Raw genomic sequence first — 23,345 nt, 5'->3', positions numbered from 1 at the left:
CCAGGTTTGAGCCGGCTGAATGCTTACGGAGCTTCAACCACTGGTTCGCTCTCGCTACACCTTCTGACCTCGCTAGACGGACCCGTGCCGTCCGGTAGTCCCAGCACGTCCCGCCGTTGTCGGGGCCGCTTGCCACCCTCCCCGGCGTTCCCCGGATCAGGCTGCCCCCAGCTTCACCAGACCGCTGCGACGGCCCGGCGGTGTCGGCCTTTCACCTCCACTCGATTACGTGGTACTTCGTGGCGCACTCCCTCGCCATCCAATCGAGTCGTTTGACAGCGAACCCGGTCGTTTCTACGGGATGGTGAGCAGGATGCGTCCGTGGCCACTGCCGGCGTCGACGTGGTCGTGGGCCTTGGCGATGTCGTGCAGCGAATAGTGGTCGCGAACGTCGACGGTGAGGGCGCCGACGGCGGCTGCGGAGGTGAGGTCGCGGGCAGCCTGGCGCTTGGCCTCGGCGGGGAAGTCGTCGCTGCCGAGCAGCCGCAGGGTGACGTTGTTGAACAGCAGCGGCCAGAAGGGGATCTCGGTGCGGTCCGTGCGGGTGGCGTAGGCGGCGATGACGGCGTTGTTGGCGGCGACGGCGTTGTCGAGGTCGGAATTGTCGGACAGCGCGACCTCGATGATCCGGTCGACGCCCCGCGGCGCGTACGAGCGGATGGCCGCGGCGGGCTCGCTGGTATCCAGGGCGACGGCGTGGGAGACGACGGCCGGGTCGACGCGGTCGAGGTCCGCGGTGCGGCGGACGGTCGCGATCACAGTCGCGCCGGCCCAGTGGGCGAGCTGGGCGGCCAGGGAGCCGACGCCGCCGAGAACGCCGTGGACCAGGACCAGTTGGCCGTCGACCGGGCCGTCGGCGAAGACGGTGCGGTGGGCGGTGATGCCGGGGATGCCGAGGCTCGCCCCCAGCTCATCACTCAGATGATCTGGCAGAGGCACGGCCTGGGGGTCGGGTACGACGGTGTACTGAGCAGCTGTGCCGAAGGGGCGGTAGGACTGGGCGCCGTATACCCAGACCCGCTGTCCGACGCGGCGGGCGTCGACTTGGGCGCCCACGGCGTCGATGACTCCGGCGGCGTCGCTGTGCGGGATCACCCGCGGGAAGGGCATGGACGAGCCGAGCCAGCCGCGCCGTTTCTTGGTGTCGCCGGGGTTGACGCCCGAGACGGTGACACGGACGCGGACCTCGCCGGGGCCGGGAACGGGATCAGGGAGTTCACCGACGTGCAGGACATCGGCGGCGGGGCCCTGGTCGTCGTACCAGGAAGCAAGCATGGGGGTACCTCCGTGGGCAGTCAGCTCGCGGGAGCGGCGGGCGCATGCGGATCGCTGTCGGTGCAGGCGGTGTCGAATGCGGGCGGTTCCTCGCCGAGGGTCTCGCGCAGCCAGGTCCGCTCAGCGCGGCTGGTCGCGCGGGCGGTGAGCAGCATGCCCCGCCGGTAGGGGTCGGCGACCTCCTCGGCACGCAGGGGCCGCTCGTTCTCATAGAAGAAACTCGCCGGCTCTTCCAGGAACTCCAGCCGCCTGCGCAGCACCGCGTGCTGCTCGGCCACGTCGGGCAGGTGGGACAGGAAGGCCAGGACGACGTAGAACCGGGTGAAGTCGGTGATCTCGTGGTCGGCGGGCTTGCGCAGGCGCTGAAGCATTTCGGCCCGCCCGGCCGCGGTCAGGCTGAGCACGTACCGGGCCGCCCCCGCAGCCGGGGCTGCGCGCCGCTCGATCAAGCCCGCCCTGGTCAGACGATTGATCGCCGGATACAGGCTGCCGTCACTGACCGGCCGCGTATAGCCGGTCAGCTGTGAGACGCGGCGGCGCAGCTCGTGTCCGGGCAGGGGTCCCTCGGCGAGGAAGCCGAGTATCGCGAGTTCCAGCATGAGTCCATCTTCCCACGCGAACATCGAATCGATGCGAACATCGATTCGATGTTACGCTCTCAGGTATCCGCCCAAACGTCTCTGGAGAGGCACAGCAAGATGCCATCGCAGTCCACCGAGTCAGTGATGAACCGTTTCGTCGAATTCATCAACACGGGCAACGAGGATCTCGCCCGCGAGGTCATTTCTCCGGACGCGGTGTTCCACGCACCAAGCCACCCGGAACCACTGCGGGGGCCCGATGGGTACATGGAAGTCATCGGGATGATGCGCAGCGCCTTCCCCGACGTCCAGTGGACGCTGGAAGAGACAGTCACCGAAGGCGACACTGTGGCCGCGCGGTTCACCATGCGGGGAACCCACGACGGTGAATTCTTCGGGATCCCGGCGAGCGGCAACAAGATCTCGGTGCAGGCCATGAACTTCTACTACCTGGCCGACGGCTGGATCGTCGGCGAACGGGGCCAGCCCGATCTCCTCGGGGTGATGCAGCAGATCGGTGCCGTACCGGCGCCGTGAGCCCAGTCGTGCTGGGTACCTTTTTTCGCGCGGAGCTACCGCTCCCAAGGGGCCCGTACGTCGCCGTGACGGAGGGCGCAGGCACACACCCGGGCGCGGGCGGCCGGCGGGGCTCACCGCAAAGAGGTCGGTCTTCGAGCGGCTAGCGGCGGTGCCCACGGACACAGCGTTGGCGGTGACGATCACGATGATGACCAGCCACGATGCCGCGCCAAGGTGCTGGTCCAGGACGAGCATGCCGATCAGAGCGGCGAACACCGGGTTGACGCGCACCGTCACCCAGTACCGCCGCGACGGCATCACCTATCGCCCCCTGCGCGACGCCGCCCCCGTCCCCGCCCACCTCATCTGGCGCCGCCAGGACCCCCACCCAGCCACCTACGCCGCCGTCGCCCTGCTCACCGACCTCTACCGCGAAGACGCCTGAGCCCGAGCCCCTGGACCGCGTCGCCGGATTCGGCGTCAGCCAGCTCAAAGAGGCCCGGGCTGACACGAACCCAGCCCATGACGTTCCTTGCCATCCAACCCAGTTGCCGCAAGCCAGAGGGTTCGGGCCGAAGGCAGCGTCATGCGACCGCGTTGACAGCGAAGTTAGTCTGCGCAGGTCAGCGGCTTCGGCCGGACTAACTTCGCTGTCAAAGGACAGCAAGCACTCGCAGGCATGCAGGGCCCTGCGCCTCGACCTCACCCTCGGCGGGCCACGCGTCGGGTCCCGCCGAGGCCTGCTAAGGGCGGAGCGATGGCGGCAAGCCTCGTACGCCGTTGAGCTTGGCCCGAGTCAGCTTCACGCCGGCGAGCTTGGCACCTCGCAGGTCTGCGTCGACAAGGACTGCTTCGGTGAGGTCCACGCCACGAAGGTCCGCGTTCGTCAGGTCTGCCCCTGTGAGGTCTGCCTTCGCCAGGTTGCCGTTTTTCTCGATATACCAGCCGAACTCGACTGCCAGCGCCTCCTGGTCCACGTTGCTCAGTCGCGCACCGTGCAGCTTCGCCTTGGCGAGGTACGCGTCCCTCAGATTCGCTCCAATGAGAGCGGCGTTGCGCAGGTTTGCGCCTTCCAGGTTTGCACCGGTGAGATCCGCCGTCAGGAGGGTCGCCTTGGTGAGATTGACGGCCCAGTTCAGCTGGGCTTCATGAAGTTTCGCGTAGTTGAGATCCGCCCTCGTCAGATTGGCGTGCCAGATCGTTGTGCGCGTCAGGTCCGCCCCCTCCATCGAGGCGCTGGACAGGTCCACGTCGTCCAACCTTGCTGCTGCCAGGTTTGAACGGAAGAAGCCGACATTGCGCAGGTCTACGCCGTCGAACGTCGAGTGCCGGAGATCCGCTTCGTTGAAGCTAGCAGCACGGAACGGTGCACCGCTCTTGGGTGTTTCGACCCGTGCAATCACCTCGGCTCCGCGGAGATCCGTGCGCCTGAGGTCCAGCCTGGCCCGCTCGTCATGGTCGGCCGATCGATCGGCCAGCACACTCAGAACGGCCTCTACATCAGTGGCCGGCCTGACCGGGGATTCCAGACTCTCCGCAATGTCTTCTTGCTCCTTGACGAAGCCACTGGCCGGCACCCGGGCATGCCGGCGTGCGTACGCCGACAGCACCGAGACGATCGTGGGCTGGTCGCGTGGGGAGTCCTGCATGATGCGCTGCAGGGCGTGAATCCCACCCAGGCGCACATCCTCGGAGCCCGAGCCGAGATTGTTGATCGCGGCATTGAAGCGGTTGGTGATCTGGCCCTGCTCAGCGATCCGCAGCTCAGACCGCGTCTGCCCGACCGACATCCATGTGAACAGCAGCGCGACCAGTGCAGTCAAGCCCGGCAAAGCTGCCGCCAACAAGCTCAGCCGCTGCACCTGGCCCATGCCGCCGTCGCCGCGCCGACCAGAGCCGCGGCTACTGCGCTGCCCTTGCCTGTCGATCCGTCGATGTGCAATCCGCCTCAGTCGTCCGTTGCCGGAGTTGCTCCTCACCCCGCCATGACACCCGACAGGGCCCGGTACTGTCCGACGCCACGCTGCCGAGACGTTCTGAACGTCCCTACACGCCCCAGCCCACGGCCCTTTGACCGCCAGGTACGTTGACCTCGGGTCTGCGACATTCGCAACCTGGCGCCCGCCGAGGCACGCCCGACCCAGCTGGTTCTCATCGGTTCGCGGCGCCCTCCGCCAGCACCGACGTCAAAGTGGCGCCAGCGTATCCACCCTCGTCGGCGCGACTATTCCACCGTAGTGCACCCCTGCCTGATGTTCACGACGGATCAGGCCGCTTTGGACGCGGCTTCTTCGACTGTGCCGACACGCGAGAAGGCTGCGCTCCGCGCCGACGCCCAATCTGGGATCCGCCTCGATCCATCCGAAATCAGCGACCGGACCCCAGCGTGCTCCAGGAATCTCCCCACGACATCACCGGACCTTCACTCATGAAGTGCCGCAAAGCCGCAGGTCAATCCGTAGCGTCGGTAGCCCAGAAGGACCTCTCACACTGGCCCGACTGGCCGACATTCCCGGTCGACGCCGCGCATGCGGCGGGGTGCGAACTCGTCATGCTCGGCTACGTGATCTGGCCTGACACCGTCGCTCCCGACTCGCTGTTCGGCGACGGGCCGGTCCCGCAGACGCCTCCATGGAGCACCTCCGAGGCGGCCGCCGACTGGCCGATGCAGTACGAGGGCGACGACGACTCTTCCGCGGTTGAGCGCGGTTGTCCGGCCTCAGCCGCCAGGTCGCGGGCCTGCCGTGTCAGTGCGCCGACGAGGGTGTGCTGCCGGCGGTTCAGGCGTCTGAGCTGGGTGCGGTCAACGTTGCGGTGGGCCTGGCGCAGGCCTTCGCCCAGACGAAGCAGTCTGGTGACCTGAGCAGGCTTGGGAAGGGGGACGGTGTTACGCACGGGACCCGAGGGATTCGACGATGTGCCGGCTACTGCGCGGCGAGCGCGTCAGGGCTTCCAGGTACGCAGGAATTCGGCGATCCGGACCGCTGTGCAGCGCGGGCTGTTCAGCTCATGCGCGAGCGCAGTCAGCTGCTCGCGAGTGGGGTTGACAGGGACGTTGCTGGCTTCGAGGTACAGGACGGCGACGGCGCACGCGACGGTGAGGTTGGAGCGCTCCAGCCAGCGACAGCGGCCCAGGGTGTGCACCAGGGCAGCGGCCCGGGCATAGGGGCCGTCGTAGACGGGGTGATCGAGGAGCTCGCCGCGGTGGCGGGCGACGGCTGCGACTGGCACCCCGTAGTCGTCGACGCCGGGGTCGCTTTGACCGGCCCGCTCGGCGACTTCCAGGACCCAGGACTCGTCGATGTGCACGATCACGCGGCGGCGCCTGACTGCGGATGGCCGTACGGCTGGTCGAGCTGCTGCTCCAGGTCGTCGAGGAAGGCTCCGTGCTGGTCGATGAAGCGTTGCGCGGCGGCCATGCCAGCGGCGCGGGCGCCGGTGGTGTCCTCGACGATGAGGCGCTCGACGTACCGGTTGAAGTCGAGGCCTCGGGCGGCCGCGGCATCCTTGCCGGCGGCGAGCACGTCGGGCTCCAGTCGGACCTGCGTCTGCTTCTTCGTGGAGGCCATAGAGTGAAGGTAGCAGGGTGGTAGCAGTTTCGGGGAGTTCCGGATCCATACCCTTGCTTGGGGACAACAGCGGAGAGGGACCGGCGCCGGGCGGCGACCGGTCCTGCCTCACGGCCGGCCGTCAGTCCAACCTCGTGCCGACCTGGGCTTTCAAGTACGTCCGGGAGACCCACCCCGTCGCGCCCGCCCTCAAGCCAGCTCCACTGACTCGATCAGGGTACGGGTACGCACTCGTACCCCCTCCGAGGCTTCGTATCAGATGCCGTAGAGCTCAGGCTTCGGCGTGCGTGCCATGAGCAGGCTCGCCGCTTCGTGGACGGTGGACCTGCCGTCGATGACGGCCGCGACGACTTCGGTGATGGGCATCTCGACGCCGTTGCGATGGGCCAGCGCGAGGATGGCCCGGCAGGACTTCACGCCTTCGGCGGTCTGGCGGGTCGCGGCGGTGGCCTCGGCGACGGTCATGCCCTGGCCCAGACGCTCGCCGAAGGTCCTGTTCCTCGACAGCGGCGAAGCGCACGTCGCGTAGAGGTCGCCGGCACCGGCGAGACCGGAGAACGTGAGCGGGTCGGCGCCCAGGACGCTGCCCAGGCGGGCGGTCTCGGCGAGACCGCGGGTGATGAGCAGAGCTTTCGCGTTGTCGCCGAGGCCCATTCCAGAGGCGAGACCGACGGCGAGCGCGATGACGTTCTTCACGGCGCCCCCGAGCTCACAGCCGACGACGTCGGTGGCGCTGTAGGGCCGGAAGTACGGGGCGAGGCAGGCGGTTTGGAGCGCCTTGGCGGCGGCCTCGTCGGTGCAGGCGATGACGGAGGCGGCGGGCTGCCGGGCGGCGATTTCGCGGGCGAGGTTGGGGCCGGAGATGACCGCCACGCGTGCCTCGGGGATTCCGGTCACCTCGGTGATGACCTGGCTCATCCGCAGGCCCGTGTCGGTCTCGATGCCCTTCATGAGGCTGACCACCACGGCGTTCGCGGGGATGAGGGGCGCCCAGGCGGACAGATTGGCGCGCAGTGTCTGGGCGGGGATGGACACGATGACGTGGGCAGCGCCGTCCAGCGCCTCGCCCGGGTCGGTCGTCGCGCGGAGCGAGGTGGGAAGGGCGACGTTCGGCAGGTAGGCCGGGTTGTGGTGGCGGGTGTTGATGGCGTCGGTGATCTCGGGCCGCCGGGCGTGCACCGTGACGGCGTTGCCGGCGTCGGCCATCACCATCGCCATGGTGGTACCCCAGGAGCCGGCGGAAAGCACCGCGATCCGGTTCATCCTGCTCTTTCTCCTTCAATTGTGTCCGGCGAGCCTAACCGGCGGCCGAGGGAGCGGTCGGTGCGGGACGGCGCAGCGTGACGACGACGGCGCGGCGGGCATCGAGGCGGGGCAGCATGCGGTGGGCCTCGGCCAGCATGTTGTCGGTTTGGTCGTGACCGACCTCGCTGCGCAGGTCGGCTTCGTGGCTGATCCAGAGCCGGTATGCCCGGCGCCACAGCTCCGGTTCGTCCCGCCGCCTCTCGATGAACTCGACTTGAACCCCGCCGATCGTGCCTGTGATCCGATGGCGTGGCGGACACCGACGGGCAGGACGCGGGTCATGACGGCGCGACCGCCAGCAGCGAGGACGCGGTGGAACTCCGTGAGGGCCGCGACGCGATCACTGGCGTTGAAGAGGGCGTCGACGCACACCAGGCCGTGAACGTGCCCGTCGGGCAGTCCGGTGGCCTCCAGGCTGCCGACATTGAATCGGGCGCGGTCGACCGGGACGAAGTTGCCCTGACGCTCGGTGGCGAGCCGGACGGCGGTGGTCGAGATGTCGATGCCGACGAGCTGCACGTTCAGGGCGCGGGCCAGCCACAGGCCGACGCCGCCGGTGCCGCAGCCGATATCGGCCAGGACCTGGCCGGGACGCAGCTGCAGGCGGGCGACCATGGCGCCCAGGAGCGTCCAGTCGCAGGAGCTGTTGGGGGCGACCTCGGCCGGGTAGGCGTCGCCCATCGCCTGGGCGTACAGCCGGGAGACGAGGGGGCTGGCGGCGCGGGCGGCATGGAATTCGTCGTAGTGCGCGGCCTGTTCGCGTTCGCGGTCGGTGAAGGCCGTCATCGCGGGATCGCACACCTACCGGCTCTCCGCGGACGGCCTCGGCGGACCGGTCATCCTGTGTATCGCCCCCGCTCCAAAACGGCAGTTCGCCTCCGAGCGGGAGCTGATGCGTAACGAGTACGCCACCGTCCCCCTACCTCTCCCCCATCGCCGACCTCGTTCCGCGGGTCCTGTTCGCGGACTGGTCGCAGGAGATCACCGGCCGGGACTGGATGGTGCAGAGCCACCTCGACGGCACGTCCGCCCCCGACCGTCTCGGCGACTACCCCCGCACTCTCTGGCCGGGCTTCTTCGCCCGGCTCGGCACGATGCGAAGGACATCCACGCCGTATACGACCCGCGCTTCTGGCACGTCGCCGGACCCGGCTACGCCGCGTGGAGCGAGGCCGTGCTGGCCTCCCTGTCCGCCATTGCGGACGATGTCAGCCGCGTCGGGCTGGACGCCGCGGACGTACGCAAGGTCGCTGAACTCGCCGACGAACACCACAAGGTCCTGGACGAGATCACCGAACCCCAGCTGCTCACCGGCGATCTGTGGACCGTTCACTAGGCAAGTCGGTTGTCGTAACCGGCGTTGACGGGTAGCCCTGCGGCATGAAGCACGATGGCCCCGCGAAAGCGGTCGGGGCCCACCGCGCATTCATTACCCGCCTCCGAGCCCGGATCGCCGAAGCCGAGCGCGAAGGCATCTTCGGCGAGATCAAGGGATTAGAGATCAGTCTCGCGGGGCCGAGGCCGAGATCCAGCCGACGGCGGGGACGCCGCCAGCGCGCCCCGGACGATCCGAAGTTCGGAGTGATCCGGAACGGGATCCGGTGATAACTGGGTTTGTCCCTGGCTTCCCGTGCCTGATTGAAGGCCCTGACGATGCTGGCGCGTTGGGCCGTCGGAGTCGTGGGAGCCTGCGCCGCGCGGCCAGTTGGCGGGAGGCCGCCAGCGTGCGGCTCTTCAGCTCGACGAGTGGCGGGCAGGGCTGTGTGACAATTGCGTCCGCAAGGGCTGAGGGGGCGGTGTGGCTCGCGTCGTTTGCGTGCACGGAGTGGGCAAGCAGCTGCTGGGGGAACGCATGCTGCTGCGGGACTGGTGGCCTGCGTTGCTGGACGGCCTGACCAGGGCGGGTGGCGACGAGGCGGCCGCCGGCGACGGCGCCATGGCGTTCTACGGCGACCTGTTCCGCCCGCCCGGTGAATCCCTGGCCGTCGGCGACCCCCTCCTCGGACCCCAGGACGTCGAGCCGGGGTGGGAGCAGGAGCAGCTCCTCGCGTGGTGGCGCGCGGCTGCCGAGGCCGATCCGGCGGTGGCGCCACCCGGCGCCGACACGCTGGCGCGCGTGCCTGGATCCGTGCAGGCGGCGCTGCGCCAGCTGTCGCGCTCGGGGTTCTTCGCCGGGATCGCGACACGCGCGCTGGTCTTCGACCTCAAGCAGGTGCACCGCTACCTGACCGATCCCGAGCTGCGGGCGGCGGCCCGGTCCCGGCTGGCGGCGCTGATCGGGCCGGACACCCGGGTGGTGGTCGCACACTCGCTGGGCACGCTCGTGGCGTACGAGGCGTTGTGCGCGCGGCCGCACAGCGTGAGGGCGCTGGTGACGCTCGGGTCGCCGCTCGGGATCCGGAACCTGATCTTCGACCGGCTCGAACCCGCGCCCGTCGACAGGCTGGGGGCCTGGCCGGGCCCGGACGACCTGGTGTGGACGAACATCGTGGACCGCGGCGACGTGGTCGCACTGGAGAAGGACCTCCGCTGCCGGTTCGGCGACCGGGTGCGCAACGTCGTCGTGCACAACGGCTCCCACGCGCACGACGCCGCCGCGTACCTGACCGACCGGTTCACCGGCGCCGCCATCGCCGGAGGGCTCGGTGGACCATGACGACCCGGTCCGGCGGTTCCTGATCGCGACCGCGGTGGCGCACTACGCGAAGGCGCCGCGGTGGGACCGGCCCGGCCTCGTGCACGCGCGGGAGCGGATCGTCGAGCTGTTCACCGGCACCCTCGGCTACACCCACGTCGACGACCTCGGCCTCGACCCGACCCGCGAGCAGCTCACCAGCCGGCTCCGCGCCTTCTGCCGCGCCCCCGACCGGCGGCCGGACGACGTGCTCGCGGTGTACGTCGCGGCGCACGGCGAGGTGCTCGAGGGCAGCGAGGACCACGTCCTGCTCACCGCGGACACCGACCCGGACGACGTCGCCGACGCCCTGCCCACGGTGGAACTGGCCCGGCGAATGCTGCTCGACACCCCCGTGCGGCGGCTGCTGCTGATGCTCGACACCTGCTACTCCGGCCAGGGCGGCAACGAGCTGACGGCCGCAGCGCTTACCAGGATGACCCGGCACTGGGCGGGCGAGGCCGGCACAGGGCTCGTGGTCATCACCTCCGCCCAGCCCGTGGAACAGGCCAGCGTCGGCACGTTCCCGCAACTGCTGGGTGACGCTGTCGTGGACGTCTCGACCGCGGGCCACGCGCCACCCACCCTGCCGCTGGACACAGTGGTCAAGGCGATGAACGCCAACCCCGCCCGGCCGCGCTTCCAGATGATCGGCTCGGCGATGGCCGGGCTCACCGGCGAAGTGCCGCCGTTCCTGCCCAACCCACGCCGCGACACCCGCCCGTCGGGCGTGGACCTCGCGATCCAGCAGGCCGTCGAGTGGGACGCCGAGGCGCGGCGGCGGGACGGCGAGTTCCGCGCCACCCTGCTGGTCCGGGCCAAGGGCGGGGACGGGTGGTGGTTCTCCGGGCGGGTGGCCGCCCTGCGCGACATCGCACGCTGGCTCGCCGAGCCCGACCCGGCGCGACCGCTCCTCACGGTGACCGCCGCGCCCGGGTCCGGCAAGACCGCGGTCCTCGGCCTCGTCTCGACGCTGACCCACCCGGACCGGCGGCCCATGGTGCCCGTCGACACGATCGGCCTGCCGCCGGACGCCGTCCCCGCCGTCGGAGCGGTCGACGTCGCCGTGTACGCGCAGAACCTGACCACCGACCAGGTGCTGCGGGGGATCGCCGCCGGCGCCCGCGTGCACGCCGAGACGCCGGGTGCGCTGCTCGACGCGCTGACCACGCCGGTCACCGTCCTCATCGACGCGCTCGACGAGGCGGCCTACCCGCACGACCTCGTCCTGCGGCTGCTGCGGCCGCTGGCCGACCACGCGGCGGGCCGGCTGCGCCTGCTCGTCGGCACGCGGCCGCACCTGCTGGCGGACCTCGGGCTGCGGCGGGACGACAGCGTCGACCTCGACGCGTCCCGCTACGCCGACCTCGACGCCCTGACCGCGTACTCGGCGCGCTGCCTGCGGGAGTCGGCGGCCGAGAGCCCCTACCGGGACCGACCCCACGCGACCGCCGCCGTGGCCGCGGCGGTCGCGGCGGCCGCCACCCCGTCGTTCCTGGTCGCCCGCATCACCAGCGGTACCCTCGCGGCGGACACAGCGATCCCCGACTGGCGCGACCCGGCGTGGCGCGCGGCGCTGCCGCGACTGCCCGGGCCGGCGATGCGCCACGACCTCGTGACCAGGCTCGGCGGCGACGCCGAACGCGTGTGCGACCTGTTGCGGCCGCTGGCGTTCGCCGAGGGGCAGGGCCTGCCGTGGGAGGACATCTGGGCACCACTCGCCGCCCGGCTGGCCGGGACGGGGTACGGCGACGACGACCTGCTGTGGCTGCGCCGCCACGCCGGCTCGTACGTCGTCGAGGCGGTCGAGGCGCACCGCTCCGCCTACCGCCTGTACCACCAGGCGCTGGCCGAGCACCTGCGCGAGGGCGTCGACGCCGTCGCGGCGCACGGCGCGTTCACCGAGGTGCTGATGTCGCGGGTCCCGCTCGACCACACCGGCGAGCGGCTCTGGTCGCGAGCGCACCCGTACCTGCTGCGGCACCTCGCGACCCACGCCGCGCGGTGCGGGCGGCTGGACGAGCTCGTCGCCGACCCCGGCTACCTGGCCCACGCGGAACCCGACGAGCTGCTCCCCGCGCTCGACCACGTCACCACGCCCGGCGCCCGCCTGGTGCGCTCGGTCTACCGCGCCTCCTCGGGCGTGCACCGGCGCCTGCCGCCGCAGCGGCGCCGCCTGGTGCTCGCCACGGACGCGGCGAGGTTCGGCGCGACCGAACTGCACCGGGCGCTCGTGCCGCCCCTGCGGTGGTTCCCGCGCTGGGCGACCGGGCAGCAGATCAGCCCCGCCCTCCGCGCGACGCTCGTCGGCGGCGACAAGCCGGTGACGGCGAGCGCGTGCACCGTCCTCGACGGTCGCCCCGTCGCGGTCACCACGGGCCACGACTGCGTGGTCCGGCTGTGGGACCTCGACACCGGGGCCGTCCGTGCCACGCTCACCGGTCACACGGACACGGTGGACGCGGTCGCGTGCACGTTCGTGGACGGGCGTCCGCTCGTGGTGACCGCGGGCCGCGACGCTGAGCTGCGGGTGTGGAACCCGGCCACGGGCGCGGTGCGGAGCATGCCCACCGGCCACGGCCGCCACCTGAACGCGGTCGCGTGCGCCGAACTCGACGGCCGTCCCGTCGCGGTGGTGGGCGGACCGGCGCTTGAGGTGTGGGACGTCCGCAGCAGCACTCGCGTCGCCGCCTATGACTGTTTCGTCGACGCGCTGGCGTGCACGGTCCTCGATGGCCGGCCGGTGGCCGTCGTCGCGAGCCACTCGGCCGTCCTCGTGGTGGACCTGGCCACCGGCGCGCAACGCAGGATCACCGACGACTTCCTCGGCGGTCACAGGTTCCGCGCGGTGGCCTGCGCCGTCCTCCATGGGCGTCCGGTCGCGGTGGCCGGCAGCACCGACGGCAGTGCCCGGGTGTGGGACCTTCACACCGCCGAGGAGGTGCTTGCCCTCGTCGGTCACGAGAACACGGTGACCTCGGTGGACTGCACGGTGATCGACGGCGAGACCGTCGCGGTCACCGGCGGGATCGACGGCACAGTCCGGGTGTGGGGCCTGGTCACGGGCGAGTCGCACGCGGTCATGGCCGGCCACGAGCACTTCGTGTCGTCGGTGACCTGCACCGTCCACAGCGGACAGCCGGTGGCGGTGAGTACCGGGCTCGACGGCACGGTGCGGGTGTGGGACCTCACCGCGTCCGTGCGCGCCCGCCTGCCCGCCGCCGGCCACACCTCGGACATCGGCGCGGTCGCGACCGCGGTCGTGGACGGCGTTGCCGTGGCAGTCACCGCCGGGCACGACGACGTCGTGCGTGTGTGGGAACTCGGCACCGGGCGCCTCCGCGTCACCCTCACCGGGCACACGAGCGCCGTCTATGCTGCCGCGTGCGCCGTCGTGGCCGGACGGCCCGTAGCGATCACCGGCGGGGACGACGAGACCGTGAGGGTCTGGGACCTGGACAGCGGGACGCCGACGTCCACCTTCACCGGTCACCGGGGACCGGTGAGGGGGATCGCGTGCACGACTCTGGCGGGACGGCCCGTGGCAGTCAGCGCCGGGGCGTACCACGACTCGCTGTTCGTCTGGTGGCTCGACACCGGCGAGGTGTGCCGCGAGATCCACACCGGACACGAGATCGCGGTGAACGGCGTCGCGTGCTCGGTCGTCGGCGGGCGGCCGCTCGCGGTCTCGGTCGGCTACGACGGAGCCGCGTGGGTGTGGGACCTGACCACGGGCACCCGGCGCGCGGCGCTGACGGGACACGACGGCACCGTGGAAGCAGTGGCATGCGGATCGGTCGACGGCCGTCCCGTGGCGGTCACCGGCGGCCAGGACACGTACGTCCGAGTGTGGGACCTGACGACCGGTGCCGCCCTGCACGCCCTCGCCGGGCACGAGCACCCGATTGCCGCGATCGACTGCCGCGCACTCGACGGCGTACCCACCGCGCTCACCGTCGACAGCGGAGGGTCGGTGCGGTTCTGGGACCTGCGGACCGGCACGCAGCGTGACGCGCTCGATGTCGCCGGCATGATCCGCGGTGCGCTGTGCCTCGGCCCGCGCGGGGAGATCGTGGTCGGCACAGGTTGGGACCTCGTGGTGTTCGACCGCGCCGAACCACCGAGCACGGTGTAGCACCCGCCAATTCGCTGTGCCACAACGGTTGTCGGCGGCGCCGACGGGGAATCACCCGCCGGCGCCGCACCGTCGGTTCCGAGTCAGAACACCGACACGTTATACCTGGCCAGAGCCTCGGTAACCGGCTGGAAGAACGTGGTGCCGCCGGACCGGCAGTCACCGCTGTCCTGTTGAGCACCTCCCGGCAGTATGGCCACGCAGGGGTGTTGTGCGCGACGGCTTCGCTGAGCGAAATCCGTCTCTGCCACGGAAGTTGAGCTTGTCCTACCTTCCAAGCGTGGGTCTGAGGCGGTCATTCATAAGATCGTCGGACCCGGGGGTTTTGGGTATGGCTGTGAGCTTGTCGCCGCCCTCGCCCGCTGCGACGGGCCAGCTGACCGCCACGGTGTCCTACCCGCCGCCCCGGCACGCTGTCTCCCCTGAAGTCGCCTCTGCGCCGGGGCGATTGCCTGCTGGGCGGCGGCGAGGGTGACCTGGCCCTTGCAGACCGCGGTGTGCAGCTTCGTCTCCACCGGGTCCTTCTTGGCGTTGACCCCGGAACCCTTGCGGTGGCCGGGGTCGGCCGGCTCCACCCACAGGTTGCGGGAGTCGTTGGGGTCGCCGCCGAGTTGAAGGCTGATGAGGTGGTCGTACTCGGCATCCCGCATGCTGCCCGTGAAGCCGTAGGAGGCGGCGTTCAGCTCCTTCTCCTTGCCCGTGGTGGACGTGGACGACCGGATGCCGAAGGTGTAGCCGCCCTTGCGGCAGATCGTCGACGTCAGATTCGCCTGCGTGACCGCCGGGGAGATCGCGCCTGGCGTGCACGCCAGGTCCTCCAACGGCTCCCCCAGCTCATACCGGTAGTGGCAACTGCCCGCCGGAGGCTGCGCGCTCGACGGTCAGCCAGCCGGTACGGCGCCGCGCCCGGCGAAGATCTCCCGGACCTCGCGGATCGCGTAGTAGACCAGCACCAGAGAGGCCAGCGGATCTGCCCACCACCAGCCCAGGGCGCTGTTGAGGACCAGGCCCACGAGGACCGCGGCGGCCAGCAGGCCGTCGATGAGGGTGACCCGGCCTTCGGTCTTGAGCACCGGGTTGTCCAGCGCGGCCCCGGCGCGGGCCTTGCCCGCCGCCAGAGCGAACATCACGGCCGCGGTCACGGCGGTCCAGGCGATACCGAGGGAAGAGTGGTGGGGGCGGAAGCCGGTGCCCAGGACCAGGACGGACTGCGCGAGCAGGTAGAGAGCGAGTAGCGCGAAGCTGGCGCCGATCAGCCGTGGCGCGCGCTTCTGGCGGGCCTCGCCGGTGCCGGACAGCTCGTACGCCACTCGGCAGGACACCGGGCGGCTACGGCTGGCCAGCGGCTCCACCCACGGCCAGCCCTTTCCAACATGGCTTCGAAAATCACGTCTCGAAGCAAGCGGCCTGGATCTCAATTCCCACGCCGGGATGGCGACCTGGCGCAACCTGGCCATCCGTGCCCGCCGCCTGACCGGCAAGACCAGCACCGCTTCCGCCCGTCGGCACAATGCCCGCGACGCCCGCCGACCGCTCACCCTGCGAACTGGCCGGCCGCGTCGAGCCGGGACGTGGAAGAGGGGCCTGAGTTCATGGAAACTAGGGCGTCGCGTACGGGCGCGTTGGCGTCGTCCTTTGCGGTGCCCCGGACCAGGGCACCGGCGGTGGTGCGCGATCTCCAAGAGGCGCTTGAAATCGCTGAAACGGCTTGGCGCGCCTATCCTTAGAGGACGCGTCCATAAAGGATTCAGCAATACCTCCGGCGCCGATTAACGCGGACCACCGCCCGGCCACCGCTGAGGCCGCTCCCGGAACTACTGTGTTCCCTGGACCTGCGTTTGCCAACGAAGTCTCAACGGAAGAGAAGTTCCGATGGACATCGTCACCGTCACCATGCGAGCCGCACAGGCCATTACAGCCGGCGGCCAGGTGGTCCGCACCACCGGATCACCGACCACCGTCACCCCTGCTGTCGAGAAGGAAAAGTTGCATACCAGTCCGTTCTTTGGGGTTGCTCTGGAAAGGGCGGATGTTGGACATAACGTTACAGTTCAAATAGGCGGCGTTTTCAATGTCCCCCTTGACTCCGGTCGGGCTGGCGCGGTTGGCGTCGACAGCTCGGGACGAATAGTGCGCGCTTCGGATTCAAAGTGCATGAGCGCTCCGAACTGGATAGGTGACTGCGATAATTCGGGAATGGTGACAATCCGACCCCGCCGCGACACGCGGCTGAACGTGCTCGACTTTGGAGCGGTAGGGGACGGAAAGGCCAACGACACGGGCCCACTCCAAGCAGCCCTGGACTGCGCAACGCGATTCAAAGCGCTGGAATGCAAAACGGGATTCGATACGGAGCAGGTGTCCGACGGAAAAGTCGTCTATCTTCCTCCAGGAGACTATCGGATTACCAGCCCTCTTGTCGTCAGGCAGCATTGCATTCTGGAGGGAGCTGGGGGGCGTGTCCTTAGTGGCACTCAAAATACTCGCATACTCGCAGATGTCGTAGGTAAAACCGACGATCCGAAGCCGGCAGATTTCAACCTCTCCAGGGCGACCGGTATCGGTCCAGTGGGAGGGGAGACTGTCTATTGCGCAATTGCCTTGACGGGTGCTTGGACCACCACCTCCGGATCGGCTGTAGTGCCCTCTCGTGCTCGTGCGGACTATGCCGAGCTTCGTCAGTTTACCCTCGAGTCGTGCCCCGACCAAGGGATATCTGCTAAAACCTTTTATCAGGCCCCGCAGATGGACGCCGTACGGGTTCTGGCGCCCGGCTCATTGATCGCGTCGATTGGGGTTTCTGGCTTCAGGCGTAACGGAATAACGATATACGCAAGCGATGTGCCTTTCTTTACGCCGCAAGTTGATGCCAGCCTCACGCAGATACGTGATTGCGTTCTCGATAATAATGGCCAACATGGGCTCGACATCGGCAGCGAGGGCAACATGGAGACCAATGCTATGCTGGTCATGAGTGTTGATGCCTCCGGTAATGGGCGTGATGGAATTCATGATAATTCATTTTTGGGCTGCACCTTTATTGCGTGTCGCACCGCAGCAAACAAACACCGAAACATCAGCTCCGAACACAGTTCAATCGCGCGCTCTGTGTACGTCGGCTGCTACGCCGAAGGGGATGCGCCAGCGGTATTCAAGGGAGGGAATATCGCTGTAGTCGGAGGGGACATGGATATCACCCCGGACTCAACGTACTGGGGCTATGGCGCCGTCAGAGGAGGATCTGGACCCTCTGCCCTGAAAGTGCTAAATAACTTTTCCAAAGTGCAATTGTATCGGATCGTCTCCGGTGGGATCGACATCGACAAGGACGAGCTGAAGACGGGCGGGGAAGGATCTAAAGCGCAAGGATATCTATATCAAGCGCAAAATGCCGGGCGTACTCGCGGGGTTGTTCGTCCTGACCACCCGAGTGGTGAGCCTGATTGGAAGAAAACGGCCGGGAGCCTGACAGAAGATGGCGATGTGAATTGGCTATGCTTGGGTGAACTGAAGCCGGGCACCGGCGCCGTCCCAATGGTCATAACGTCCAACACCCTCGGAAACAATTCGGATTCCACGATCATTCAGGATTTTGATTCTGTCCCGCTGGACAGTCATTTGAATACCGTCGATGGGTCTTCCCTCTTCCGTACCCAAGTCCAGACAGCTCCCCCGGATATCAAGGGCAGGATTGAAACGTCCCTGCTGAGTAATGGGTCTTTCCATACGTACTATCAAACCGCGTACGAAAACGGTCCGTTTCCCGGCGCGCTGATGCTTCCGGAAGCTTGGATTGGAAACTGGGTCTACAGTGAGCGGCGAATCTGTGTTGTGACTGGCGGAACCCCCTACGATAATCCTGTGGGTAGCTGCAACTTCTATCGCCCGGGTGATCTCCTTGTCAATGCCGTCAGAGATCCAACGGCCCCAGACGAGATCGGGTGGACGGTGAAGGCTGCGTGTGGAAGGAGGTCAGCGAAGTCTTGTAAAGACTGGGCTCCCAACACGCACTACCACATAGGGCAAACCGTCAAGCCGACGCCCGCCAATCGTTTCATATATCGGCTGAAGGAGTACAAGTCCGGTGGCCCGTTTGACCCGCACCTCAACGTCTCCGGTCCTCAAAGTCAGCAGCCGCCCTGGAGTCAGAGTGTTGGTGGTGAGACTGAGGACAATTGCCTAGTGTGGGAGACGCTCTATGACTTGGATGTTCCCGCAAACAGAAAGTACATTGAACCGATTCCACGGCGCGTGCCAGATCAGCTGGACTCGAACGCGACGGACTTTGCCAAACTGAAGGAGGATTTCAACGCACTTCTTGCCAAGCTGAGAGCGGCGCACCTGTTGGGAGATTAAGCGGAGGCGGACGGAGCTGATACCGGGGATGCCGCATCTCATCGACTCCGCCATTGAGTGAGCTGAGCGTGGTGAACGTTGATGGCACAGCGGGCCGGTGGCACTTCGAAGGCGGCGCGTGTTCCAGCATGACTCTTGTCGCCAACTATGCGAGCACACGCGCGTCGTGACGGTGGGACACTGCGGGGAACGCATAACTTTTCCACGGCTGAGCAGGCCGGCAGCGTCAGTGACGCCTCTCGCGGCGTCGCTACGCGTATGGCGGGCGGTTGTGGGCAGGCCGCACCAATACACGAGAAGGCTCTCCATGTCAGGGGGCGGACGGCGGGGCGGTCGAGCGTTTGGTCGGCCGAGGCGTTTGGGGGGGGGAAGGTGGCTGCAACGCACGAGGCCCCCCGCGCCGTTCGAGGAGCCCGTGAGGCTACCGGCGACTGATGGATTCCGTCGACCCCAATCTGGTCGTCACGGCCGAGCACGCCCTGCGCGATGTCGACGGCGGCCGAGACGTCGGACAGGTCCGCATGCGCGTGGATCGGCCACACACTGCGTGCCGAAGCCGACTTGGTCGTCGCCCCGCAGCTCACCGTGGTCCAGGCCCACGAACTCGCGGTCGCCGCCGAACATGCCTCATCCACGCCGTCCCCCGGCTGACTGCCGCCACCGTCCACACCGATTTGACCGACGGCCACGGCAAACCAGACGCCGCGCTCGCCCACCACACCGAAGCCTGAACCCCGGCAACCCTCCAGGTTCAGAATCGGGCACTCACCCAACGCTTCGATCACGGGCCGGTGAGCATGGTTGGAGGAACGGAACTCCAGCACGTCCAGCAGCTTGATCAGCCCGCGCCGGTAGTGGTTGGTGTACGACCCCTTCAACGTGGTCTGCACCGTACGCCGGTAGACCGGCCCCCGGGTCTTGAACTCGTGCACCAGCTCCCGCAGCGTCGCCTCGCCCCCGGACACCGCCGGGAACACGACCTGGCGGACCGTCCCCTCCGGGGTGCCCAGCGACGCCTCGGCGAGCTTGAAGAGGATGTTCTCCTTGCCCGACACCTTCTTGAACGCGTTGATGAACTGCTCGGTGACCTTCTTCTCCGCCCGCGCCCCGATCCGGTGCACCGTGGAGATCAGCAGCTCCACCAGCGTGTCGGTGATTTCCCGCTCCCGCTCGTACAGCAGCGCTGCCAGCAAGGTCACCCGCAGCGGCACCGGGTGCGTCCGCAGGTGGGAAGGCGACTCCACTGCGGCCCGCGCCCGCCAGCCGGCCACCACCTTCGGCGCGACGTCGATGAACAGATCCGGCGGCAGCCCGATCGCCCGCACCGTCAGCAGCTTGTCGTCACCACGACCTCCTCGCGGGGGGCGCCGCTGCGGGCGACGCCGAGCCCAACACCGGCCTCGTTGTGGTAGCTCGTCGCCGTGTCGACCAGGCGGTCGCCCAGGCGCAGGCCCTCCGCCACCGCCCCTTCCGCCTCCGCGTCGCTCATGGGCCAGGTGCCCAGGCCGATCGCCGGGAACCTGGTGCCGTCGTTGAGCGTGTGTACCGGGATGCTGATGACTATCGGACCTTCCCTTCGGCTGTGTCGTCCGCCCAGCGTCACGGATAGGGTGAGCAGTGATCAAGTGGACGGGCGGGGAACTGGCGGGGGATGAAGGCAGCGGACGGCATGGGCAGCACCGAGGAGAAGCAGCCGGCAGGCCATGGACGCCCCACGTCCCGGGACGTTGCGCGGCTCGCCGGTGTGTCGCACACCGCGGTCTCCTTCGTGTTCAACGGCCGGGCCGAGGGCAACCTCTCGCCTGCCACCCAGGAACGCATCCGCCAGGCCGCCGCCCAGCTCGGCTACCGCCCCGACCCCGTCGCCCGCGGCCTGCGCCGCCGTCGTACGGCCGTGATCGGCCTGGTCACCGACGAGATCGCCTCCTCGCCCTTCGCCGGCCGGCTGCTGCGCGGCGCGATGGACACCGCCTGGGACAACGAGCACCTCGTCCTGACCGTCGACTCCGGCGGCGACCCCGCCAAGGAGGACGCCGCGGTCGCCGAGCTCCTGGACCGACGCGTGGACGGCATCATCTACGCCGCCTTCTCCCTGCGCCGCGTCCGCGTTCCAGAGGGCCTGCACCGCACCCACTCCGTCCTCGCCAACTGCGTCCCCGAGGACGACTCGCTGCCTGCCGTCATCCCCGCCGAACGCGCCGGAGGCCGTACGGCCGCCCGCCTGCTCCTCGACGAGGGGCACCGCAGGATCGCCCACGTCGGCGGCCTCGATGACGTCGCCTCGGTCGAGCGGCTGCGCGGCTTTCGTGACGCGCTGCGCGCCGAGGGGATCACCGTCCCCAAGGAGTGGGTCGTGCGGACCGGCGGCGAGATCTCCGGCGGCTACGAGGGAGCGCTGCGGCTGCTCGACGGCGTGCCCGCCGACCGCCGCCCCACCGGGATCTTCTGCTACAACGACCGCGTCGCCGCGGGCGCACTGCACGCCGCTACCCGGCTCGGGATCACCGTCCCCGAAGAGCTGTCCGTGGTCGGCTACGACGACCAGGAGCACATGGCCGCCTTCCTGTCCCCGCCCCTCACCACCGTCGCCCTCCCGCACCGGGCGATGGGCGAGGCGGCCACCCGGCTCCTCCTCGACGCCATCGAGACCGGCAAGACGCCGCCCGCGACGGTACGGCGTCTCGCCTGCCCGGTGATCAGCCGCTCGTCGGTGGGACCTGCTCCCATCCGATGACGGTGGCCCCGGCTCCGGTCACGACGAGCTCGGGCACGTCGCCCGGACGTCGGTAGATCCGCTCGGTGACGGTGGCGCGATCGTCGGCGAACAGCTCGAACAGGGAGCCGTCGACGAGGATGCGCACCTCCCGTGCGGGCGCCCGCACGACGAGGGGCGCCGACTGCTCGCTCCGGGTCCGCGGCCAGTCGCTGCGATCCAGGGTCACGGTGCCTTCGTCCGGGTCCAGCCGGATCGTCAGCTCCGCGCCGGAGGCAGAGCGCAGCAGACTGACGGTGGTCGGTGTGCGGGCGGTGACCGTCAGGTCGTACGACTGCGGCAGCGGGGTGCGTTCGGGTGCGGTGGCGAACGGCTCGGCCGCGCGCAGCAGTTGCAGCTCCGGAGCCGGTACGACGCTCAGCGCGCCGTCCGGACGGACGTCCACGACCCTCGGCGCGGTGAGGACACCGGCCCAGCCCGCAGCGTCCACCTCGCCCTGCTCACGGGCCTCCCAGGACCAGCCCCACATCAGGGCCCGGTCCGCCTCCTGGAGGACGGCGGGTGCGTAGAAGTCCCGCCCGTGGTCGAGCCGGCCGCCGGTGCGTGCCCCAAACCGCAACCCACCTTCGCTGTCCGGCTCCAGACGGCCCGTCAGAAAGCCCGTGGCCATCGGGTCGCCGTCCCACAGCGACACCACGAGCACCCACTGCCCGCCCGCCGTCGCGAACAGCTGCGGGCACTCCCAGCCGACCGCCTTGTCGCCGAACACGTCCGTCGCCACAGGGTCGTTGCCGTCGAGCAGCACACCGGCGAACCGCCAGTCGGCCAGGTCGTCGCAGTCGTACAGCAGGACCGACGGCGCGCCGTCGGCGTGGCCCGCCCCGACCAGTGCCCAGCGCCGCCCACCGCTGCGGAAGACGAACGGGTCGCGGAACATCACGACGTCCAGGCCGGCCGGCGGGCCGGTCACGACCGGTGTGGGCAGGGGCTTCCAGTCGGTGAGGGTCTCGTCGTCCGGGACGACCGCCCGGGCCAGGCAGATGGTGCCGAGGCCGCTGTGGTGGCGGTCGATGCCGGTGTAGACGGCGGTCGGTACGCCGTCGTCGTCGACCACGCACCCGGACCAGCAGCCCGCCTCGTCGGGGCCGCCGGGTGTCGGGGTGAGCGCGACGGGGTGGTGTTCCCAGTGGGCGAGGTCGGGGCTGGAGACATGGCCCCAGTGGATGTTCTCGTGGCGCGGGGCGTCGGGGTTGTGCTGGTAGAAGAGGTGGTAGCGGTCGCGCCAGCGGAAGGGCCCGTTCGGGTCGTTGATCCAGTGGGCGGGCGGACGGACCCTGAAACGCGGGGCGTCGGGGTCGTGCTTCAACGGTTGACTCCTGCGGACGTGATGCCCTCGCGCAGAGGGCGCTGGCCGACGACGAACACGGCGACGGCGGGGATCATGGAAAGGACGACACCGGCGAGGACGACCGAGATGGAGCCGGTGCCGAGATTGCCCTGGAGGGAGACGAGGCCCAGCGGCAGGGTGTAGTTCTGGCCGGAGGTCTCCAGGATCAGCGGCCGGAAGAACTCGTTCCAGTGGTAGTTGAAGGCCAGCACGCCGACGATCGCGAGGCCGGGCGCGGCCAGCGGGGCGTAGACCGAGCGGAAGATGCGCCAGGGCCCGCAGCCGTCCAGCATCGCCGCCTCGCCCAGGTCCTTCGGCATGCCGAGGAAGTACTGGCGCATCAGGAAGGTGCCGAACGCGGTCGGAAACGCCGGAATGATCAGACCGAGCAGCGTGTCGGTCAGATTCATCGACTTGAGCACCAGGAACACCGGAACGATCGTGACCTGCAAGGGGACCATCATGGTCGCGAGGACCAGTGCGAACAGCGGCTTCTTGAAACGGAATTCGAGACGAGCGAACGCGTAACCGGCGAGACCTGCGGTGATCATCTGGCCGACCGCGATCAAAGCGGTCACGAGTGTGGAGTTCAGAGCGAGCAGCCACACATCGATCTGGTCGAAGACCCCGCGGTACGACTCCAGGGTCGGGCTGGTCGGAATGATCCTCGGCGGCAGGTCGAAGGACTCGGCCGGCGTGCGCAGCGAGGTGGAGACGGTCCAGATGACCGGACCGAGCGTCAGCAGGGCGCACACCGCCAGTCCGGTGATCCGCGCCCACGGAGCGAGCGAGTGACGGGCCCGGCTCACGGTCGAAGTCGCTTGGGTCATA

17 protein-coding genes and 3 pseudogenes are annotated in these 23,345 nt (G+C 69.0%); 8 read left to right on the top strand and 12 right to left on the bottom strand.

Translation table 11 applies throughout. The features are described 5' to 3' along the window. Positions 1-294: 294 nt before the first annotated feature. Both OIC96_RS48585 and OIC96_RS48580 read right to left on the bottom strand, forming a co-directional pair. Positions 295-1,275: an NADPH:quinone reductase gene (locus OIC96_RS48585; protein WP_330301693.1), complete on the bottom strand. Its 981-nt coding sequence runs from the start codon at positions 1,273-1,275 to the stop codon at positions 295-297. Positions 1,276-1,295: 20 nt separating this feature from the next. Continuing rightward, entirely contained in the window at positions 1,296-1,874 is a 579-nt protein-coding gene (locus OIC96_RS48580; protein WP_330301694.1) for a PadR family transcriptional regulator, read from the bottom strand. A 126-nt stretch (positions 1,875-2,000) separates the two neighbouring features. Between OIC96_RS48580 and OIC96_RS48575 the strand changes: the two genes are divergently transcribed. Next, on the top strand, positions 2,001-2,393 hold the full coding sequence (locus OIC96_RS48575; protein WP_330301695.1) for an ester cyclase: 393 nt from the start codon (positions 2,001-2,003) through the stop codon (positions 2,391-2,393). A 271-nt stretch (positions 2,394-2,664) separates the two neighbouring features. Next, positions 2,665-2,820 (top strand): annotated as a pseudogene (locus OIC96_RS48570) (LysR family transcriptional regulator); the annotation flags it as partial. Between the two features lie 298 nt (positions 2,821-3,118). Here OIC96_RS48570 and OIC96_RS48565 read toward each other — a convergent pair. From OIC96_RS48565 to OIC96_RS48545, 5 genes are all read right to left on the bottom strand, one after another. Next, entirely contained in the window at positions 3,119-4,246 is a 1,128-nt protein-coding gene (locus OIC96_RS48565) for a pentapeptide repeat-containing protein (RefSeq protein WP_330301696.1), read from the bottom strand. A gap of 1,072 nt (positions 4,247-5,318) precedes the next feature. After that, a complete protein-coding gene (locus OIC96_RS48560; protein ID WP_330301697.1) occupies positions 5,319-5,690 on the bottom strand; it encodes a fic family toxin-antitoxin system, toxin component in 372 nt (123 codons plus the stop codon). Further along, positions 5,687-5,944, bottom strand: a complete 258-nt coding sequence (locus tag OIC96_RS48555) for a hypothetical protein (protein ID WP_330301698.1) — start codon at positions 5,942-5,944, stop codon at positions 5,687-5,689. Before OIC96_RS48555 ends, OIC96_RS48560 begins: the two co-directional genes overlap by 4 nt. 255 nt (positions 5,945-6,199) lie before the next feature. After that, positions 6,200-7,207: an NAD(P)H-dependent glycerol-3-phosphate dehydrogenase gene (locus tag OIC96_RS48550; protein ID WP_330301699.1), complete on the bottom strand. Its 1,008-nt coding sequence runs from the start codon at positions 7,205-7,207 to the stop codon at positions 6,200-6,202. A 15-nt stretch (positions 7,208-7,222) separates the two neighbouring features. Next, complete coding sequence (locus OIC96_RS48545; RefSeq protein WP_330301700.1) at positions 7,223-8,035, bottom strand: class I SAM-dependent methyltransferase; 813 nt, start codon at positions 8,033-8,035, stop codon at positions 7,223-7,225. A 388-nt stretch (positions 8,036-8,423) separates the two neighbouring features. Between OIC96_RS48545 and OIC96_RS48540 the strand changes: the two genes are divergently transcribed. The 3 genes from OIC96_RS48540 (at position 8,424) to OIC96_RS48530 (ending at position 14,058) form a co-directional block, all read left to right on the top strand. Continuing rightward, positions 8,424-8,585 carry a hypothetical protein gene (locus tag OIC96_RS48540; RefSeq protein ID WP_330301701.1) on the top strand — a complete coding sequence of 54 codons (162 nt, stop codon included), beginning with the start codon at positions 8,424-8,426 and terminating at the stop codon, positions 8,583-8,585. Between the two features lie 462 nt (positions 8,586-9,047). After that, on the top strand, positions 9,048-9,905 hold the full coding sequence (locus OIC96_RS48535) for a hypothetical protein (protein WP_330301702.1): 858 nt from the start codon (positions 9,048-9,050) through the stop codon (positions 9,903-9,905). Beyond that, positions 9,895-14,058, top strand: coding sequence for a caspase family protein (locus OIC96_RS48530; protein ID WP_330301703.1), 4,164 nt, complete (start codon positions 9,895-9,897; stop codon positions 14,056-14,058). The genes OIC96_RS48535 and OIC96_RS48530 overlap by 11 nt, the downstream gene beginning before the upstream one ends. A 299-nt stretch (positions 14,059-14,357) precedes the next feature. On the opposite strand, the gene OIC96_RS48525 is transcribed toward OIC96_RS48530, so the two are convergent. Together OIC96_RS48525 and OIC96_RS48520 are read right to left on the bottom strand one after the other, a co-directional pair. Continuing rightward, positions 14,358-14,879, bottom strand: coding sequence for a hypothetical protein (locus OIC96_RS48525; RefSeq protein WP_330301704.1), 522 nt, complete (start codon positions 14,877-14,879; stop codon positions 14,358-14,360). A 60-nt stretch (positions 14,880-14,939) separates the two neighbouring features. Then, positions 14,940-15,410, bottom strand: a complete 471-nt coding sequence (locus OIC96_RS48520) for a cation transporter (protein WP_330301705.1) — start codon at positions 15,408-15,410, stop codon at positions 14,940-14,942. A 520-nt stretch (positions 15,411-15,930) separates the two neighbouring features. Between OIC96_RS48520 and OIC96_RS48515 the strand changes: the two genes are divergently transcribed. Continuing rightward, positions 15,931-18,414, top strand: coding sequence for a capsid cement protein (locus tag OIC96_RS48515; protein WP_330301706.1), 2,484 nt, complete (start codon positions 15,931-15,933; stop codon positions 18,412-18,414). Between the two features lie 422 nt (positions 18,415-18,836). After that, positions 18,837-19,145 (top strand): annotated as a pseudogene (locus tag OIC96_RS48510) (cation transporter dimerization domain-containing protein); the annotation flags it as partial. Positions 19,146-19,750: 605 nt separating this feature from the next. On the opposite strand, the pseudogene OIC96_RS48505 reads toward OIC96_RS48510, so the two are convergent. Then, positions 19,751-19,978, bottom strand: a pseudogene (locus OIC96_RS48505) (aldo/keto reductase); the annotation flags it as partial. A 105-nt stretch (positions 19,979-20,083) separates the two neighbouring features. On the opposite strand from OIC96_RS48505, the gene OIC96_RS48500 reads away from it, so the two are divergent. Beyond that, complete coding sequence (locus OIC96_RS48500) at positions 20,084-21,148, top strand: LacI family DNA-binding transcriptional regulator (protein ID WP_330309929.1); 1,065 nt, start codon at positions 20,084-20,086, stop codon at positions 21,146-21,148. Here the strand turns inward: OIC96_RS48500 and OIC96_RS48495 are convergent. Both OIC96_RS48495 and OIC96_RS48490 read right to left on the bottom strand, forming a co-directional pair. Next, the gene (locus OIC96_RS48495) at positions 21,111-22,493 is read right to left on the bottom strand and encodes a glycoside hydrolase family 32 protein (protein ID WP_330301707.1); all 1,383 of its coding nucleotides are present in this window, start codon (positions 22,491-22,493) and stop codon (positions 21,111-21,113) included. The two genes, OIC96_RS48500 and OIC96_RS48495, sit on opposite strands and share 38 nt — an antisense overlap. Next, a complete protein-coding gene (locus OIC96_RS48490; protein ID WP_330301708.1) occupies positions 22,490-23,344 on the bottom strand; it encodes a carbohydrate ABC transporter permease in 855 nt (284 codons plus the stop codon). The genes OIC96_RS48495 and OIC96_RS48490 overlap by 4 nt, the downstream gene beginning before the upstream one ends. Between the last annotated feature and the right edge of the window lies 1 nt (position 23,345).

This window comes from Streptomyces sp. NBC_00775 (assembly GCF_036347135.1).
In the GTDB taxonomy this organism is placed as follows: Bacteria; Actinomycetota; Actinomycetes; order Streptomycetales; family Streptomycetaceae; genus Streptomyces; species Streptomyces lutosisoli.
The sequence above is the reverse complement of the archived record's forward strand: the minus strand, read 5'-3'. Positions and strand labels throughout refer to the sequence as shown.

Bases quoted from the DNA above. Each gene is read 5' to 3' on its own strand.
- OIC96_RS48565 (WP_330301696.1), bottom strand. From the start codon at position 4,246: ATGGGCCAGGTGCAGCGGCTGAGCTTGTTGGCGGCAGCTTTGCCGGGC.
- OIC96_RS48585 (WP_330301693.1), bottom strand. From the start codon at position 1,275: ATGCTTGCTTCCTGGTACGACGACCAGGGCCCCGCCGCCGATGTCCTG.
- OIC96_RS48515 (WP_330301706.1), top strand. From the start codon at position 15,931: ATGGACATCGTCACCGTCACCATGCGAGCCGCACAGGCCATTACAGCC.
- OIC96_RS48580 (WP_330301694.1), bottom strand. From the start codon at position 1,874: ATGCTGGAACTCGCGATACTCGGCTTCCTCGCCGAGGGACCCCTGCCC.
- OIC96_RS48550 (WP_330301699.1), bottom strand. From the start codon at position 7,207: ATGAACCGGATCGCGGTGCTTTCCGCCGGCTCCTGGGGTACCACCATG.
- OIC96_RS48555 (WP_330301698.1), bottom strand. From the start codon at position 5,944: ATGGCCTCCACGAAGAAGCAGACGCAGGTCCGACTGGAGCCCGACGTG.
- OIC96_RS48500 (WP_330309929.1), top strand. From the start codon at position 20,084: ATGGGCAGCACCGAGGAGAAGCAGCCGGCAGGCCATGGACGCCCCACG.
- OIC96_RS48545 (WP_330301700.1), bottom strand. From the start codon at position 8,035: ATGACGGCCTTCACCGACCGCGAACGCGAACAGGCCGCGCACTACGAC.
- OIC96_RS48575 (WP_330301695.1), top strand. From the start codon at position 2,001: ATGAACCGTTTCGTCGAATTCATCAACACGGGCAACGAGGATCTCGCC.
- OIC96_RS48490 (WP_330301708.1), bottom strand. From the start codon at position 23,344: ATGACCCAAGCGACTTCGACCGTGAGCCGGGCCCGTCACTCGCTCGCT.